The following is a 17,341-nucleotide window of genomic DNA, read 5'->3' on the forward strand; positions in this document are numbered from 1 at the left end:
TTAGCTGCGCGAACTGCTACTTAGCACTCGTCGCCCATCACGATAACGCTTATTCCAATAATCTTCATTTAGGCTTGATATTGTCACGCCGACACTGGTCGATGCATGTACAAACTTATCATTACCTAAATAGATACCAACGTGGCGGCCAGTCGATCCCGCGCGGAACAGCACCAAATCACCGGGGCGCAACTTAGTACGTTGGATTTTTTTGCCAAGATCCTGCTGCTCAGATGTTGAGCGCGGCAAATCCATACCAAATTGTTCACGGAAAGTCGTTTGTACAAACGCAGAACAATCGATACCACGTTTGCTGCTACCGCCTAAACGATAGCGAACACCTTTCCACCCTGCATACTGTTCTAAAATCTTCGACTTGACGTCAACGTTGCGCACCATCGCTTCGAATTCATCCTGAGAGGCTTGCAGTAAAAGCCCATCTTTGTCATTAACTGCACGCATCTCAGTTTGCGTATTATGTAAGTTCGAAGTCTGTGGTGAACTACATGCGGATAACATTACCGCTGCTGCAACTGCAGGAATGACCCGCAGAATATATCTCATAATAGGTTGAGACTTGACCATTGTTGTTGTTTTCCCTTGCTGTCCTTACGACGGATGTCGCTACCAAAATGCCAAACGAATCGAGATTATTGATTGTGGTCAGATGAGACAATCACTTAACCAAATAAATGTGCAGGAACGCACAATATTAATCAGGATAAGGGTGAAATGCCGGTATCCGAGCACAAACGTTTTTGAGATTACCGTAATGATTAATAAAAGGCGAGAGCTTTTATGCCCATAATTTTACAAAATGTTAATGTTACATAATGTAATATTATAGATTAAAAGCGGATAGCTGAATTTGTAGCCGTTTGGTGATAATAAATGAGCGAAAGCGTTAATTACAGATAGAGCAAAAAATAGACTTTTTGCTCTATCATAAAGCAGTGCGCGGGTTAGCGACTTTTTGAACCTGGCAGATTTCGGTTAATAACATCAATGATTTTGTCACTGAGCGGTGTCATTAATATCCAACTCATCCCCACCAAAACAATTGAGAGCGAACCGACGGCAATATCAGTAAACCAATGCGCGCCAATCATTATTCGTGGCAGGGAGAAGACAACCACGATAACTAAAGCAATAGCAAACGCACCCCGAGAAAAATAACGCAGCATAAAGCAGGCAAAAATCATCAACATCATGCCGTGGTCGCCGGGGAAGCTGTCGCTTGATGCATCTTTGGTCGGAATGCCGGTTAACTCACTGACGCGGTTAATATTCTCAAAAGTCAGTGTCGGGCTGGGATGCGAAACCGGCAGCAAGTGGCCGAGCTGGTTGAGGATAACCGCGGTGAGCAGCATAACAAATCCCGTGACGATCAACCGACGTCGGCCAGCGGTGTTTTCCTTCATATAGAAGTACAAATAAAGCAGCCCCATGCAAAGCAGTGAAATAACATCAAAGGCCCGATTGTTGGTGAGCGCCACCAAATGCAGAAATGGAGGGCTGGACAGCAAGTGCTGGTTAAAATAGAAGAATATTGCTGAGTCTATTTTAAACCAAAAACCGTGATTCGCTGGAATATACCAAGAGAAAAACAGAGCTATTCCAAGTAAATTGAGCAGTAATATTGTCGGCAAATTACGACGGGTCATGCGAAGGCCTTTAATCTATAAATTATCAGTGTAAGAACGGTGCAGTAAATAAATTTTGGCGCATTATACCCCTTTATGTAGTCGAGTCCCGAGTAATTCATGCTGTAATGCATTCCAGTCAGGGTCAGTCGTGCTAATGAGTTCAATCCGGCTATCAAGTGGCGGGACCTGGCGCGTTTCAATTTGCAAGTCATGTCCTTGACGGTTAACCACCAGAGTGCCCTCAGGAATTCGCAGCACGCCTTTTATACGTTCTACCGGATTTAATCGTACCCATTCCAATAATGGTACTGTGTCAAATACAGTATCGGCATTAAATACCCAACCGCAACTCAGATAACCTTGACCCTGATTAAGGGCGCGACGCCAAGGTTCGTTACCTTTCAAACTCAATGCAGCCAATCCTTTTTGTCGTGTTGAGCCGTGATGATGCGTACCGTCGGGTAATTCATCATTATTACTGTGCGGCATATCCAACAGAGCAATATCAATCTTCCCTTGTTCAGTATAATAGAGTGGGCGTAATACTGATTGTTGTTCATACCATTGTTTTAATACAGCGTAATCCGCCTCGCTATAGGCATCTTGTTTATTCGCCACGAGAACATCGGCTGCGGCCAGTTGGTCACGGAAGTTTTCATTTTCTGCATAGCGTGGCTCACTCAACTGGCGAGCATCCAGTAGGCTCAACGTGGCATGTAAAGAGATCCATGGCCGATAAATCTCTGAGGTTAATAAGGATAGAATTTGCTTGGGATGGCCTAATCCCGTAGGTTCAATCAGTAACCGATCTGGTTTTGCTTGTTGTAGCAACATATTCAAACCGACTTGCATGGGTAGCCCATTAACGCAACACATACACCCTCCGGGGATCTCCTTTAATACTGCGCCGCTGTCAGCCAATAACGCACCATCAATACCGATCTCGCCGAATTCATTGACCAGAACTGCCCATTTTTCATGTTCCGGTTTTTGCGCCAATAAGTGGCGAATGGTAGTGGTTTTGCCACATCCCAAAAAGCCGGTAATCAAGTTCGTTTTCGTCATCAGAGTTCTCCGATATTAAATTTTTTTTAATGCCCTATTAAGTTTAAGGCCATTCGTGCCGTAGTTATATGTAGAGGATATAACACTGAGCAGGCTTATTTTGAAACGAAAAAAGCCAAAACACAGAGTATTTCCTAGGGGACTTAGGAACAGCGCCTAATGGGTATATCAAGATAGGAAATATAATTTGTTTCATTGAGGGATTTTAGTGAGTTATTGAAAGAGTAGCGCTATAAAAAATGCTCTATCATTTCCATTGCTCAGTCTGGAATCCTCTATCTTTAAAATGACAGTTATGAGAGTCGAGGTGGTTATGAGCAAATATCGGATACAGATTCTATTAGCAATATTGTTTTCATGGACAATATCTTTTGCCGCAAGTAGCGCACAGTCTACCCTGTCAGCAGGGGGAACAATTACATTTTCCGGAGCTATTGTAGAAAGCCCATGTGATACCTCATTTTCGGATCAAACGATAACAACCCGCTGTTATCGCAATGGTGAAACACTGACTCAACGACAGACACTCTCACGTAATATGTCCCTGACTTCTAAGTTACCCAATCAGTTGGCCTCTTCAAGCCTGGAATGGTTGAACCCACAACGTAGCCTGGGTATTTTGACCGTCACTTACCTCTGATGCTTCAAACTAAATTAATCATCCTATAAACACGGCTTATTCTACTGATAAGCCGTGTTAGTTTTTCGGATGTTTTCTTCTGCATTGAAATTGTTTGACCGCAATGAAATTGTTTGACCACATGATATACTGACTGTTATTCAGACACTCTTTGGTCAGGCCAATTTAGCATTTTCAATCCTAATACCTGATGCAGGAAATAAGGCTATGCGGTTATATCAGGAAGTCGGCAGTCAGCTGCGAGAAGCAATTATCAGTGGGCAATACAATTTGGGTGATCGTTTACCGCCTGAGCGTGATATTGCCGAAAATTTCAGTGTCAGCCGCAGTGTAGTGCGCGAAGCATTGATTATGCTGGAGCTGGAAAAATTAGTGGAAGTGCGTAAAGGTTCCGGCGTCTATGTGGTGAACGTTCCCGATAGGCTCGCAAATGGTGAGTCTGTCGTGTCCACCGACAGTGGCTATGGCCCATTCGAACTGTTACAGGCTCGTCAGTTATTGGAAAGCGAAGTTGCTGCTTTTGCTGCTATGCAAGCGACCAAAGCAGACATCATCAAAATGCGTCAGGCTATTGAGCAGGAAAAAAACGCTTTAGATGCTGGTGCTGTGGATGAAAGTGCAGATGAGCTGTTTCACTGCTTGCTGGCACAATCGACGCAAAACAGTGTCCTGGCGAATATGGTTGCAGAGGCATGGCAGGCGAGAAAAACCAGTGCAATGTGGCAGGGAGCACACAGCCATACCCTTGATTTCAGCTACCGTTGGCAATGGATGGAAGATCACCAAAAGATCCTACAGGCCGTGCTGCGCCGAGATAGCAAAGCAGCCAAGCAAGCCATGTGGCAGCATTTGGAAAATGTAAAAGTGAAGCTACTTGAGATTTCGGATGCGAACCATCCCGATTTTGATGGTTATTTGTTTGAGTCTGCGCCATTTCAGCTCGAAGAATAATTTACCCTGCGGCCTTGAAGCTACAGGGGGGTTGGCTGCACTCACTGTTCTGATTGGATTTAATGAGCCTCATTCTTGAGGCTCAGGCTGCTGACAAACTCAACAACTCGATCATGCAAGGTGAGGGCAGGTAGAAGAGTAAAGCGTCCGCGCCACGGATGGCGCGGCTCGAGCCCCCAGGGATGGGTTTACGGCGTCTTTACGATCTGCCTGTTTTCACCGTTACGGGCACTTTGTCATTAACCTCAGCCTCATCCGTGAGGCTCACAAAATTAAGCCTGCTGAGCCAAACGTTTTACCGTTTCTTTTGCGCCAACCTGTTTCAGGCTGAGATAAGCTTCTGTTACAGCCTGAACAAATTCAGGTTGTTGTGGCAAGGATTCACCAAACAGTGATTTCAGGGACAGCAAACTCTGTACTCTGGCGATACCGTCCTCGCTATTCTCAACGCATGTTTTAAAGCTATCCACCATTGGGTCACGAATATCAATAGCTTGCCCGTTATCATCTACACCGCTCACATAGCGCATCCAACCCGCGATACCCAACGCCAGGCAACGATATGGGCCACCATTTTGTAAATGCCAGCGTACTGAATCCAGCATCCGTTGTGGCAATTTCTGGCTACCGTCCATAGCGATTTGCCAGGTGCGGTGTTTTAACGATGGATTGCTATAACGCTCAATTAACTGATCAGCATAAGCATTCAGATCAATACCGGTGACACGCAGTGTTGGCGCCTGTTCTTCCATCATCAGCCGACGCGCGGTCAGACGATAATTTTCGTCTGCCATACAGTCATTAATATGCTGATAACCGGCCAGATACCCCAGATAGGAGAGATATGAATGACTGCCGTTTAACATGCGCAACTTCATTTCTTCAAATGGCAAGACATCATCGACGAGCTGGACGCCTGCGACCTGCCAGTCAGGGCGGCCCGCCACAAATTTGTCTTCAACCACCCATTGAATGAAAGGCTCACAGGCAATGCCGCAAGCATCGGCCACACCCAACGTATCGGCTATCTCTTGCAATGTTTCTGGGGTAGCAGCCGGAACAATACGATCGACCATAGTATTAGGGAACGTAACATTTTGCTCTATCCAGCTTGCCAACTCAGGATCGCGAGCGGTTGCCAGGCCGAGAACGGCATTTTTTACAACATGGCCGTTTTCTGGAATGTTATCACATGACAGGACAGTAAAGGGGGCCAGTCCACGTAAGCGACGCAACCGCAGCGCTTCAACCAGAATACCGGGAGCGGAAGTTGGGGCGTCAGGGATAGCGAGGTCGGCGCGGATAAACTCATTTTGCAGATCCAGTTGTCCGGTGCCGGGCTCGATGCAATAACCTTTCTCGGTAATGGTCAGTGACACTATCGCCACTTGCGGTTCGGCCAATTTTTCCAGTACTTGCATAACACCGTCCAGGCGGGCATGTACCGACTCACATACCGAGCCAACGACAATGGCCTGATTGCTTTGTGCGCCTTTTTCCAATACGGAGAAAAGGTGGTCTTGTTGGCGCAAGTGTTGAATCAAGACATCAGCACCAAACAAGCTAACTTCACAGATCCCCCAGTCTCCCCCTTGCTTATTTAACACCCTGTCCGTCAATAGAGCCTGATGTGCGCGGTGAAATGCGCCAAAACCGATGTGAACAATGCGGCTTTTCAGTGCAGTTCTATCATACGTAGGCTGCTGTACGGTGTCGGGGAGGCGGCTGTTGGCAATAGTGTTCATTCGTAGCTCCAGAATCATTGACCCCATGAGTATTACAAAGGGGGTTGCGATAAAAGATGTTAGATAAAAAAGTTGTTAGACCAGTTTCGTTTGGCTTCTATAGGAAAAAGCCACACCATACTGACCGTTTTCTTTTGCTCGTTGCTATGCAATAACGGCTTGCAGTGTAAAGCCATATGACAGAAAATAAAATTGGTAAGTCCAATAATGATTATATTCGTGAAGTGGATCAACCAATGAGGTTTTGCTTTTTGACACGCAGCGCTTAAAGAGTAAGGATAAAGCTGAGTGATACCTCTTGGAAATCGGTATAACAACATTGTCTGTATGAAAAGATTATCGATATAGCCGCATTAGTCGGTATAACAAAATTATATGCACCTGAACAGTTTACGTAGAGGGTAAAAATAAATGGAACAAACATGGCGTTGGTATGGCCCTAAAGATCCGGTGTCGTTAGATGATGTCCGTCAGGCTGGAGCCACTGGAGTAGTGACTGCATTGCACCATATCCCGAATGGTCAAGTCTGGCCGGTAAGTGAAATCAAACAGCGTCAGGCTGAAATAGCGGCTAAAGGGTTGGTATGGTCGGTAGTAGAAAGTGTGCCGATTCATGAGGATATAAAAACTCATAGCGGTGATTACGAAAAGTACATCGAAAACTATCAACAAACCCTGCGTAACCTTGCCGAATGTGGCATTGATACCGTGTGCTATAACTTCATGCCGATACTGGACTGGACACGTACCGATCTGGAATATCAATTGCCGGATGGTTCCAAGGCACTGCGTTTTGACCAAATAGCCTTTGCTGCTTTTGAACTACATATCCTCAAACGCCCTGGCGCGGAGAAGGATTACACCGCCGAAGAGCAAGTACAGGCGAAAGCTTACTTTGACGCGATGACCGAAGCTGATATTGCCAAGCTAACAGGCAATATTATCGCGGGTCTGCCGGGTGCAGAAGAAGGCTATACACTGGATCAATTCCGTGCGCGCTTAGCTGAATATGATGGTATCGATAAAGCGCAACTACGTGAAAATATGGCGTATTTCCTGCGAGCGATTATACCGGTTGCTGAACAGGTCGGCCTGCGTATGGCGGTACATCCGGATGATCCGCCGCGACCAATTCTTGGCCTGCCGCGCATCGTTTCCACCATTGAAGATATGCAATGGCTGAAAGAGACCGTTGACAGTATTCATAATGGTTTCACTATGTGTACCGGCTCTTATGGTGTCCGAGCAGATAATGATTTGGTGAAAATGATCGAAACCTTTGGCGATCGTATTCACTTCACTCATTTGCGTTCGACTTGCCGTGAAGGGAACCCAAAAACCTTCCACGAAGGCGGTCACTTGCAAGGTGATGTCGATATGTACTCGGTGGTTAAAGCGATTTTAACTGAAGAGCAACGTCGTCAGGCGGCTGGCGATATGCGTCCGATCCCGATGCGACCAGACCACGGCCACCAAATGTTGGATGATTTACATAAGAAAACCAATCCGGGCTATTCCGCGATTGGTCGTTTGAAAGGGTTGGCAGAGGTTCGCGGAGTGGAGTTGGCCCTAAAACGCACATTCTTCCCAGAACTTAAATAGCCCTTCATCTTTCAAACTGCAGGTGTGTTGGCTGCTCTCAATAACCCGAATCACTTACTTATGTAAGCTCATCGGGATTATCTCGCTTGCCGCCTTCCTGCATCTTGAAATCTATAGGGCATAGTTTGGGTATAAAATAGTTAAGGGCCGGTTTTCCGGCCCTTAATAACTTGAAAGATGAAGAGTATTAGTCTGCACGCCCCATATAGCGGCGTTCCGCAATATGAATACGGATTTTCTCACCAGGGCTGATATATTCTGGTACTTGAATCGATAAGCCGGTACTCATTACTGCCGGTTTGTTGCGGGCACTGGCTGACGCACCTTTAATGCTCGGCGCGGTTTCAACAATTTCCATATCAACAGTTTGTGGCAATTCTAACGCCAGCAATTGACCGTCCATTGTCAGAACTTGCATCCCCGGCATTCCACCTTCAGGAATAAACAACAGTTCTTCTTCAATCTGCTCTTTTTTGAAGTTGTATGGGGTGAAATCTTCGTCATCCATAAAGACGTATTCGTCGCCATCGATATAAGAGAAATTCACACTGCGGCGCGTCAAAGTGATGGTGTCGAGGATCTCATCACCTTTAAAACGCTCTTCAACTTTTAAACCGGTACGCACATCAGAAAAACGCATTTTATATAAAGTGCTGGCACCACGGGCACTTGGGCTTTGTACGTCGATATCTTTCACCAGCAGTAATTTGCCGTTGAGGTTGACCGCCATACCGCGTTTTATTTCGTTAGCTCTTGCCATTTATTAACCGCCAATCAGGATTGAAGATAAGTTGCGACAAGTTACTCGCGCCGCTACTTTCAGGCAAGCGTATAGCGCAAAAAAGAGTAAGATTTTCGCGACAAAATTGCTCTTATGCATACACCGGTAACAGACCCAATAACGCTGCAATATGAGCCACAGCATTGACCAGGCCAAACAGAATAATAAAGCCAATCATAAAGCGCCCGCCCGGTGCGCGATAACTTGCTTGTGGGAAGCGTTTACGGCTGGCGCGCGCCATCAATGCAGGGACAATAACTGCCCAAATGGTGGCGGCTAAACCAGCAAAGCCAATGGCGTAGAGAAAGCCATTCGGGAACAACAGCGCCCCGACAGTGGGTGGAACAAAAGTGACGAGTGCTGATTTGGTGCGCCCGCCGCGGTCATCGGTGAATTTAAAGAAATCAGCAATAAAGTCGAACAAACCAAGGGATACCCCAAGGAATGAGCTGGCTAATGCCATATAAGAGAAGGCATTTAGCAGTTGGCTGGTGGCTTGACTGGCAGAGACGGTATCCATCTGTTTCAGCAGGCTACCAATGTTACCGCCATCAGCAATAACTTGTTTGAATGCATCCCGGGCAATATTGCCCTGAATGGCGTACTGCCACAGGATATAAATGACCAATGCTATCAATGTGCCAAATAGCAAGCTGCGTACCACTGCTTTACCGTCTTTATGGTAATACTTCACCAACCCCGGCACATTACCGTGGTAGCCAAAGGAGGTCAGTAAATAGGGCAGTGCAGCTAATGCATAAGGTAAATAACTGGCATTGCTATCAGTTTGATTGAACAGAACCGCGCTTTCCACATGGCTAAACATATCACCGACAGACATGACGAATGTAATTACCATTCCGCCGATCAATATGGTACTTAAGCGGTCAACGGCGCGGGTGGATAACCAGACAATAAATGCCACCAAAACGGCAAAGATAAAGCCCGCACTGGTCTGACCGATACCTGCGATGTTTTCCAGCGTATGAGTAATAATTGACCCGCCAGCCGAGATATAGGCGTAGGTCAGAATATAAAGAACAAAAGTGATAGATACGCCATTAATGGAGCTCCACACCTTACCCAGCAGGTCTTGCACCATGGTGTGGAAACTGGCCCCGCTCGGATAGTTCAGATTGGCTTCCAGAATCATCAAGCCGGAAATCAGCATGCACGCCCAAGTATAAATCAGCAGCATGACTGAGCCGCTGAACCAGACTCCCGCCGTCACGATGGGAATTGAGAACATCCCCGCACCTACAGCGGTACCGGCGACTATCATTGCGCCGCCGAGGACGGAGGGGCGCGAAAGGGGGTGGGATACTTCCATCGACATTTAATTCGGCTCCAAATATCCTTCATCCTTGACGCTACAGCAGCGTTAGCTGCACTTACTAACCCGAATCACTTACTTGTTGTAAGCTCATCGGGATTCGTTCGTTTGCCGCCTTGCTGTAACGCCAATGACTTTGGATATATATAATATGGTAATAGTTCTTTTGTACTAGCTTAATGGTACATGGTGGCGATGAAGCTGTAAACAGATGAATATGCTTATGTGGATAGTTTGGTCAGTGATTAGTCTTGGTTCGGTGTTCGGTTGCAATTGAATATCGCCCGAATAAGCATTTTTTAGGTTAAAAAGTGAGCTAAAAATGATGAGGTTAGAGGGGGAAGCTGTGTGCTGGATCGGCTATTGAGCTGTTGAGCAAGGATAGTGCTGGTAGTTAACGAGGGGGGTTGCTATTGTTCGCTGTTATTCCACCAGCCTACAGGAGCCTGCTGATGGACTGTCGCTCAGATTGCGGTGCCTGCTGTATTGCTCCTTCGATTTCCAGCCCGATCCCCGGTATGCCATTCGGCAAGCCTGCCAATACCCGTTGCCTGCATTTGGATAACAATATGCGCTGCGGTATTTTCCATTCGCCATCCCGCCCGGCGGTGTGTGCCAGCCTGCAAGCATTGCCGGAAATGTGTTTTGATACGCGCGAACAGGCGCTGGTGTATTTGATTAAATTGGAAGCGGATACTGCGCCTTAATCGATGGCTGGCTCGGCGAGAAAGAACGGTGAGCCAAGGGTTTACCGCACCTAGGGGCGCTCCGACGGCTTACGCCGTTACGACCCCAACGGCACGATTCCCCTTGGTTCAATTTGTCAGCAATATGAGGGCGATAATAATATTGCCCTCAGTTATTCAACCTAAAGACTAAGCCCCAGCCGGAACTGCATGAGCGGTATTTTTCAGCACTGGCCCGGTGTACTTTTCAATTTCAAGCTGTGCCATCTGCCCACAGTTACCTTGCGCTAAACTGGACGAGCCGATATCGAAAGTCAGGCAATTAATATTACCGTTCTTACAAATTGAACCCGGTACCGACGGCTCGGCGGGATCAAACCATGCCCCTTCGCTTATCCGTACCACCCCTGGCCGCACATCTTCCGTTACCACGGCCCCGACCAAAATCTGCCCTCGATCATTAAATGCCCGCACTAAATCGCCGTTCACAATCTGACGCGCGCTGGCATCTTGTGGGCTTATCAGAATGGCTTCGCGATCCGCTACCGCATACTTTTCGCGTAGTGGCGTGTTATCCAATTGCGAATGCAGGCGGTTGATTGGGTGTGCGGTGTTCAGCGACAGCGGATATTTTTTCGCTTCGGCTCCGCGATACCATTCATGAGGTGGCATCCAGGTTGGGATCCCCTGACAATCGGCATACTCCATTTTAGCGATGGTATCGGAGTAGATTTCAATTTTACCCGATGGCGTGCCAAGTGGGTTGAGTAATGGATTCTCACGATAATCGGCAAAACGTACCCACTGCTTGTTGGCCTCGGGAATGGGGAAGCGAATATAGTTATTTGACTCCCAGAACATATCGAAAGGCGGCAGGGCGACACGTGCTGTACGGGCCTGTGACTTCATATCGTCATACATTGATTTCAGCCACTGAGTTTCATCTTTACCTTCGGTAAAGGCATCAATGACCCCCAGTCGAGTCGCCATAGCAGCGAAAATATCAAAATCACTACGGGCTTCATGTTGTGGCGGGACGCACTGATGCATCGGGAAAACATAAAGCTGCGAATAGTCGCCGCCCATTTCCAAATCGTTGCGTTCATAACTGGTGGTGGCCGGTAACACGATATCGGCGTGTTTAGCGGTGGCAGTCCAGTAGGGTTCGTTAACCACGATGGTTTCAGGGTGTTGCCAGGCTTTCACCAAATTATTGGTATCCTGATGCTGATGGAAGGTATTCCCGCCAGCCACATAGACCATTTTGACATCGGGATAGGTCACTTTGCTGCCATTGAAATCAATGGTTTTACCCGGATTGGCCAGACACTCGGCAATGCGCGCTACCGGAATCGGTGATGGCGAGTTCTTCGGCGCATTCCCGGCAGAAATCCCCGGTAAAATACCGCCTTTCGCCGTTGGGCTGCCACCGGAAGAGTAGTGGTAGCTGAAACCAAAGCCGCCACCCGGCAAACCAATTTGGCCGAGCATCGAGGCAACCGTCACCAGCAGCCAGTGTTGTTGCTCACCGTGGTGCTGGCGCTGAATCCCCCAACCGCCCATGATCATGGTGCGCTGCTTCGCCATATCGCGTGCCAGTTGGCGTATCACGTCAGCATCGACGCCACTGATATCGGCCGCCCATTCAGCGGTCTTCGACTGACCGTCAGTTTCCCCGAGCAGATAGGCCTGGAATTTATCGAAGCCAATGGTATAGGTTTTGATAAAGTCCGGATTGTGTAGCTTTTCCGTCAGCAAGGTATGAGCAATCCCAATGAGCATCGCGCTGTCGGTATAAGGGCGCGGGGCAATCCATTGGGCATTAGTGAATTTGGCGCTGTCATTATGAACCGGGTCAATGCTAATGACTTTGGTGCCTTTCTTCTTCAGCGCTTCAAAGCCCGTTTGACCAACGTGATCCGGAACGTTCCAACTGTTTTTCAGCGTGATCATTGGGTTACACCCCCATAGGATCACCAGTTCGCTATTATCCACTACATTAGGCCAGGCAGTTTGTTGTTCGTAAACCTCCATTGACCCCATGACATGAGTCATGATCACCTGTGCTGCACCGGTTGAATAGTCACCGGCATAACCGAGGAACCCACCACTCAGGTTCATTAAGCGTTGCAGCAAAGTGCGGCTGTTGTGCAGCATACCGACACTTTTCCAGCCATAAGAACCGGCATACAGCGCTTGTGGGCCGTGGTCTTTCTGTACCCGCACGATTTCGTTACACACCAGCTCTGTGGCTTTGTCCCAACTGACGCGCACCCATTCATCGCGACCACGGAGTTCGGTATGGCTGCCGGGGCCACCTTCCAACCAGCTTTTGCGTACCATCGGGTATTTGATACGGTTCTCAGCATGCACTTGATAAGGTGCCATAGTGATCAGGTCATTCGGCCACGGATCATCTTTGACCGGTTGCACGCCAACCATACGCCCATTTTCGACGATAGCCTCAAAGGCTCCCCAATGCGCGCCGGTCAGAATGCCTTTCTGCGCCTGACGCAGTGCCAGAAACTGCGGTAATGCCTGACTGATCGCTTGCGCCAACGCTGATTTTGGCCACAGGCCACCTATCAAAGGCAATGCGGCCAGCGCACTGGTGCCCAATAAGAAGCGACGGCGGCTCATTTGCAAGGGTTGTTGTTCGTATTTAGTCATTTTCGCCTCTTATTTACAGCTTGGCCGGCATATCACTGGCATGCTTTTGTACATATTGTGTCATCACGCGTAACTGTTCCTGAGTCAGGGAGGTGCGTGGTGCCATGCCTTTGATTACCCCAATCCATTGGTTCGCATTGAAGCGGTCGAGCGCAGTTAAACCGTGGCAGCCGGTGCAGTTAGCCGACATCATATCAGCGGCATAGCGCCAGATTTTCTGTTGATCATCAACCAGTTGTTTCTTCGGTAACCACACCTGAAGCGCAACCTGATGCCAGACCAAATTAGTTTCCGGATCAGTTTGGGTATTTAATGTTTTCAGCGCTTTTTGCGCATCTTCGCCCAATAACACACTCAAAATGCGTTTCCCTTGAGCGGCATAGAACACTTCTGCCACGCCATCTTGCTGCCAGCCTTTCACATCCACCAACACCTGGTCACCTTGCTGTTTCACCACTTCAACTTCAGTCGATGGCATCAGGTTACCGGCATTATGGCTGTCACCTGCATTCATAAAGAACGGCTCAGTGGCGATGGTATACAAGGTGGTGGCGGTTGCTGGTGTTTGTGCTGCAGCGGTGGCCAATTCGGCGGCACCGGCCTGAGTCACTTCACTCATGTCGGGCAGGATATGGGCCACACCTTTATGGCAATCAATACAGGTTTCACCCTTGTTGATGGCGACAGGGTGCTGAATTCGTGCTTCAGCACTTTGCCCGGTGATATCCATTGCATCAAAGCTGTGGCACGAGCGGCAGGTTGCTGAGTCGTTTTCTTTCAGCGTTTTCCACACCGATTGGGCCATAGCGAGTTTATGGGCTTCATATTTCTCTGGCGTATTGATGGTGCCAACCATTTCACCGTAGATATCTTTCACTGCGCGGATTTTGGTCCACAGATAATCCAGCGGCTCATGAGGCACGTGGCAGTCAGCGCATTCAGCGCGGATACCTTTGGTGTTTTGGAAGTGGACGCTACCTTGATATTCAGCCAGTGGCTGCTGCATGGTATGGCAGGAGACGCAGAACGCGGTATCACTGGTTTTATGGAAGACAGTGGCAGTTCCTGCGAGGAGTGCGGCACCGATAATAATGCCGATCAGCAGAATCCATAACCATCCCCACCGGCGCCTTTTTACGAAGCCAGTTTGTTTGTTGCTCATAATTGCACCCACTGTTATTTATCTAATAATTATTGGTAAAACGGACGGATCAAATGCACGACTGGATAAAATGCCAGATAATCTGCCAACAGAGCCTTATTTATCAGCGATAAGTCTTTCCCATAAAATAAGTGGGTCTATTGTAGGGCGATTTTCTGTTGATGACTAACTCTATAGGGTTATTTAGCAATATTAGTTCAAATTGCTGAATATAAATGTGATGAATGGATAAATTTTTGTGAGATAGCACATATAACCAGCTGATTTTGCTGGTTATGTATTGGGTTATATAGCGCTATTTTTTAGTCGTAGGGGACGTAAAACTGCTGATTCAACCATAAATCGATAGCATGACGGCTGGCTTCAAAATGAGGTTCGGGTAATTCGCGCGGATTGCACCACAGCCATTGCTGACATTTATCCGGTTCTTTCAGCTCAGGTTGCCCGCCGGGGTGCTGTGCCAGCAAACAAACCGAAACCGTATGTTTACCTTCTTCACGCCAGGTCGCCAGGTTATTGCACAAACCAATAACTTTCATCTCATTGATATCTAATCCTGTTTCTTCAAATATCTCCCGTTGTGCCGCTTGTTCAAAAGCTTCGCCGGCCTCCATGTGACCACCAGGAATTGACCAGTAAGGCGCATGCTGACTGCTGCGTTTGCCGAACAGTACCTCACCTTGTTGATTGACAATAATAACGCCAACACCAACAACAACAGACATCGTTTAGCTCCTTTGATATGACTATCAGCAACTGTCAGCAAAGGGGGGGATTTTGCGGCTGACAGAAACCCGTTAAAGACGAAAATGTGCGGAGTGTCAAAAATCCATTAAGAATAAAAGCAGAAAACTTGCATATATTCTGAGTCGGAAACACACTCCTTGAAACGTTTCAGCGTTATCTCGTCACCAGATGATAAAGGGTAACGCTCCTTTTTCGCATTAAAGCTGAAACGATTCAATTTCAGCAAGAGAGGAGACATAATGTTCCAATTATCGACGAAAGATATCCATCTGGCTGCACAAGCAGACAGCAAAAACGAGGCCATCACCCAGGTGGCGGCTGCTCTGACTCAAGCTGGCAATGTGGCTGCTGGCTATCTTGATGGGATGCTAGCCCGCGAGCAGCAAACCTCGACCTATTTGGGGAATGGTATCGCCATTCCACATGGTACCACTGATACCCGCGACCTGGTGCTGAACACTGGCGTTCAGGTTTTCCAATTCCCGCAGGGTATTGCCTGGGGCGAAGATCAAATCGCCTATATTGTTATCGGTATTGCAGCACGTTCCGATGAACATCTGGCATTATTGCGCCAACTGACACACGTATTAAGTGACGATGCGGTTGCCGCGCAGCTAGCTAAAACCACCTCAGCTGAAGAACTGCGCAGCTTGCTGATGGGGGAGAAAAAAACCGCTGAATTCCATTTTGACACTTCACTCATCGCCCTCGATGTGGCGGCTGACAATTTGATCACGCTGCAAGCGCTGAATGCGGGTCGTTTACAGCAAATCGGGGCTGTTGATGCGCACTTTGTTAGTGATGTGATTACTCGTGAGCCGCTGAATCTGGGGCAGGGGATCTGGCTGAGTGACAGCACCGCAGGTAATTTGGTCAGTGCTGCAACCGTCAGCCGCCCGGCAACAGCGTTTGAACATAACGGGGAGAAAGTTGCCCTATTGCTGACATTATCTGTAGCTGATGATCAGCCGCTCTCGGTGCTGAACTACCTTAGTGACTTGCTGCTGGCGAAAAAAGCTGACCTATTGCTGAACGCCGATGCTGCCGCAATGCTGGCTTTGCTGACCAGTGAATATATTGAACAAAATGAAGTATTAAGCGCTGAGTTTGTTGTTCGTAACGAACATGGGTTACATGCGCGCCCAGGGACGATTTTAGTCAATACAATCAAACAGTTTACCAGTGAAATCACCGTAACCAATCTGGACGGTACCGGTAAACCCGCTAATGGACGTAGTTTAATGAAAGTTGTGGCTCTAGGGGTTAAAAAAGGGAATCGTCTGCGCTTTACCGCCAGCGGTGAAGATGCACAAGCTGCGCTGGATGCCATTGGTGAAGCTATCGCCGCCGGTCTGGGCGAGGGGGCAGCATGAGCAGAAGAGTTGCAACCATCACATTGAACCCGGCTTATGATCTGGTGGGTTTTTGCCCGGAGATTGAACGCGGTGAAGTGAATCTGGTAAAAACCGCCGGCCTGCATGCAGCAGGCAAAGGGATCAATGTTGCCAAAGTACTGAAAGATTTGGGCATTGATGTCACGGTCGGTGGTTTCCTCGGCAAAGATAACCAGGACGGCTTCCAGCTGTTATTCAGCGAATTGGGTATCGCTAACCGTTTTCAGGTGGTGCCGGGGCGTACCCGTATTAATGTCAAATTGACCGAAAAAGATGGCGAAGTCACTGACTTTAACTTCTCCGGTTTTGAAGTCACCAAACCGGATTGGGATCGTTTTGTAAACGACTCCTTGAGCTGGTTGGGGCAGTTCGACATGGTTGCGGTCAGTGGCAGCTTGCCTGCGGGGGTGAATCCTGATGACTTTACCGACTGGATGAAACGCCTGCGCTCCCAGTGCCCGTGCATTATTTTCGACAGCAGCCGTGAAGCTTTGGTTGCAGGTCTGAAAGCCTCACCGTGGTTGGTAAAACCCAATCGTCGTGAACTGGAAATCTGGGCTGGTCGCCCGTTACCTGAACTGAGTGATGTGGTGGAAGCCGCACACGCACTGCGTGATCAGGGGATTGCTCATGTGGTGATTTCTCTCGGGGCCGAAGGTGCGCTGTGGGTTAATGCCTCGGGTGCCTGGTTGGCAAAACCGCCTGCCTGTGACGTAGTTAGCACCGTCGGTGCCGGTGATTCAATGGTCGGTGGCCTGATTTATGGATTGTTAATGCGCGAGTCGAGCGAGCATACCTTGCGTCTGGCAACCGCAGTCGCTGCTTTGGCTGTCAGCCAGAGCAATGTGGGTATTACGGATCGCCCACAACTGGCAGCCATGATGGCGAAAGTGGACCTGAAACCCTTTAATTGATCTCC

At 48.2% G+C, this 17,341-nt stretch carries 15 protein-coding genes; 6 read left to right on the plus strand and 9 right to left on the minus strand.

The genetic code is table 11. The features are described 5' to 3' along the window. The 3 genes from mepS to HU019_RS06545 form a co-directional block, all read right to left on the minus strand. Entirely contained in the window at nucleotides 1-585 is a 585-nt protein-coding gene (gene mepS / locus HU019_RS06535) for a bifunctional murein DD-endopeptidase/murein LD-carboxypeptidase (RefSeq protein WP_005171426.1), read from the minus strand. 377 nt (nucleotides 586-962) lie between these two features. Continuing rightward, the gene (locus HU019_RS06540; protein WP_174847000.1) at nucleotides 963-1,664 is read right to left on the minus strand and encodes a phosphatase PAP2 family protein; all 702 of its coding nucleotides are present in this window, start codon (nucleotides 1,662-1,664) and stop codon (nucleotides 963-965) included. 63 nt (nucleotides 1,665-1,727) lie between these two features. Continuing rightward, entirely contained in the window at nucleotides 1,728-2,711 is a 984-nt protein-coding gene (locus tag HU019_RS06545) for a CobW family GTP-binding protein (RefSeq protein WP_174847001.1), read from the minus strand. Nucleotides 2,712-3,024: 313 nt separating this feature from the next. Here HU019_RS06545 and HU019_RS06550 point away from each other — a divergent pair, with 313 nt between their 5' ends. Together HU019_RS06550 and HU019_RS06555 are read left to right on the plus strand one after the other, a co-directional pair. Then, complete coding sequence (locus HU019_RS06550; RefSeq protein WP_227739234.1) at nucleotides 3,025-3,351, plus strand: type 1 fimbrial protein; 327 nt, start codon at nucleotides 3,025-3,027, stop codon at nucleotides 3,349-3,351. Between the two features lie 207 nt (nucleotides 3,352-3,558). After that, nucleotides 3,559-4,302, plus strand: a complete 744-nt coding sequence (locus tag HU019_RS06555) for a GntR family transcriptional regulator (RefSeq protein ID WP_174847002.1) — start codon at nucleotides 3,559-3,561, stop codon at nucleotides 4,300-4,302. A 272-nt stretch (nucleotides 4,303-4,574) separates the two neighbouring features. Here HU019_RS06555 and HU019_RS06560 read toward each other — a convergent pair whose 3' ends face one another. Next, nucleotides 4,575-6,047 (minus strand): mannitol dehydrogenase family protein, encoded by a 1,473-nt coding sequence (locus HU019_RS06560; protein WP_174847003.1) that lies wholly within the window; start codon nucleotides 6,045-6,047, stop codon nucleotides 4,575-4,577. A gap of 411 nt (nucleotides 6,048-6,458) precedes the next feature. Here HU019_RS06560 and uxuA point away from each other — a divergent pair, with 411 nt between their 5' ends. Continuing rightward, nucleotides 6,459-7,649, plus strand: a complete 1,191-nt coding sequence (gene uxuA, locus HU019_RS06565; RefSeq protein WP_174847004.1) for a mannonate dehydratase — start codon at nucleotides 6,459-6,461, stop codon at nucleotides 7,647-7,649. A gap of 187 nt (nucleotides 7,650-7,836) precedes the next feature. Here uxuA and yeiP read toward each other — a convergent pair whose 3' ends face one another. Beyond that, the gene (yeiP, locus tag HU019_RS06570; protein WP_004389501.1) at nucleotides 7,837-8,409 is read right to left on the minus strand and encodes an elongation factor P-like protein YeiP; all 573 of its coding nucleotides are present in this window, start codon (nucleotides 8,407-8,409) and stop codon (nucleotides 7,837-7,839) included. Nucleotides 8,410-8,521: 112 nt separating this feature from the next. Further along, complete coding sequence (gene mtr, locus HU019_RS06575; RefSeq protein WP_174847005.1) at nucleotides 8,522-9,766, minus strand: tryptophan permease; 1,245 nt, start codon at nucleotides 9,764-9,766, stop codon at nucleotides 8,522-8,524. A 449-nt stretch (nucleotides 9,767-10,215) separates the two neighbouring features. Here mtr and HU019_RS06580 point away from each other — a divergent pair, with 449 nt between their 5' ends. Then, nucleotides 10,216-10,470 (plus strand): YkgJ family cysteine cluster protein, encoded by a 255-nt coding sequence (locus tag HU019_RS06580; RefSeq protein WP_174847006.1) that lies wholly within the window; start codon nucleotides 10,216-10,218, stop codon nucleotides 10,468-10,470. 168 nt (nucleotides 10,471-10,638) lie between these two features. On the opposite strand, the gene torA is transcribed toward HU019_RS06580, so the two are convergent. The 3 genes from torA to HU019_RS06595 all read right to left on the minus strand — a co-directional run bounded on the left by torA (nucleotide 10,639) and on the right by HU019_RS06595 (nucleotide 15,006). Further along, on the minus strand, nucleotides 10,639-13,119 hold the full coding sequence (gene torA, locus HU019_RS06585) for a trimethylamine-N-oxide reductase TorA (RefSeq protein ID WP_174847007.1): 2,481 nt from the start codon (nucleotides 13,117-13,119) through the stop codon (nucleotides 10,639-10,641). A gap of 13 nt (nucleotides 13,120-13,132) precedes the next feature. Then, nucleotides 13,133-14,281: a NapC/NirT family cytochrome c gene (locus HU019_RS06590; protein ID WP_050077863.1), complete on the minus strand. Its 1,149-nt coding sequence runs from the start codon at nucleotides 14,279-14,281 to the stop codon at nucleotides 13,133-13,135. A gap of 302 nt (nucleotides 14,282-14,583) precedes the next feature. After that, nucleotides 14,584-15,006 (minus strand): nucleotide triphosphate diphosphatase NUDT15, encoded by a 423-nt coding sequence (locus HU019_RS06595; protein WP_174847008.1) that lies wholly within the window; start codon nucleotides 15,004-15,006, stop codon nucleotides 14,584-14,586. A 261-nt stretch (nucleotides 15,007-15,267) separates the two neighbouring features. Between HU019_RS06595 and fruB the strand changes: the two genes are divergently transcribed. Together fruB and fruK are read left to right on the plus strand one after the other, a co-directional pair. Further along, a complete protein-coding gene (gene fruB / locus HU019_RS06600) occupies nucleotides 15,268-16,401 on the plus strand; it encodes a fused PTS fructose transporter subunit IIA/HPr protein (protein ID WP_174847009.1) in 1,134 nt (377 codons plus the stop codon). Continuing rightward, a complete protein-coding gene (gene fruK, locus HU019_RS06605; protein WP_174847010.1) occupies nucleotides 16,398-17,336 on the plus strand; it encodes a 1-phosphofructokinase in 939 nt (312 codons plus the stop codon). Before fruB ends, fruK begins: the two co-directional genes overlap by 4 nt. The last annotated feature ends 5 nt before the right edge of the window (nucleotides 17,337-17,341 follow it).

The organism is Yersinia artesiana (assembly GCF_902726545.1).
Taxonomy (GTDB): domain Bacteria; phylum Pseudomonadota; class Gammaproteobacteria; order Enterobacterales; family Enterobacteriaceae; genus Yersinia; species Yersinia artesiana.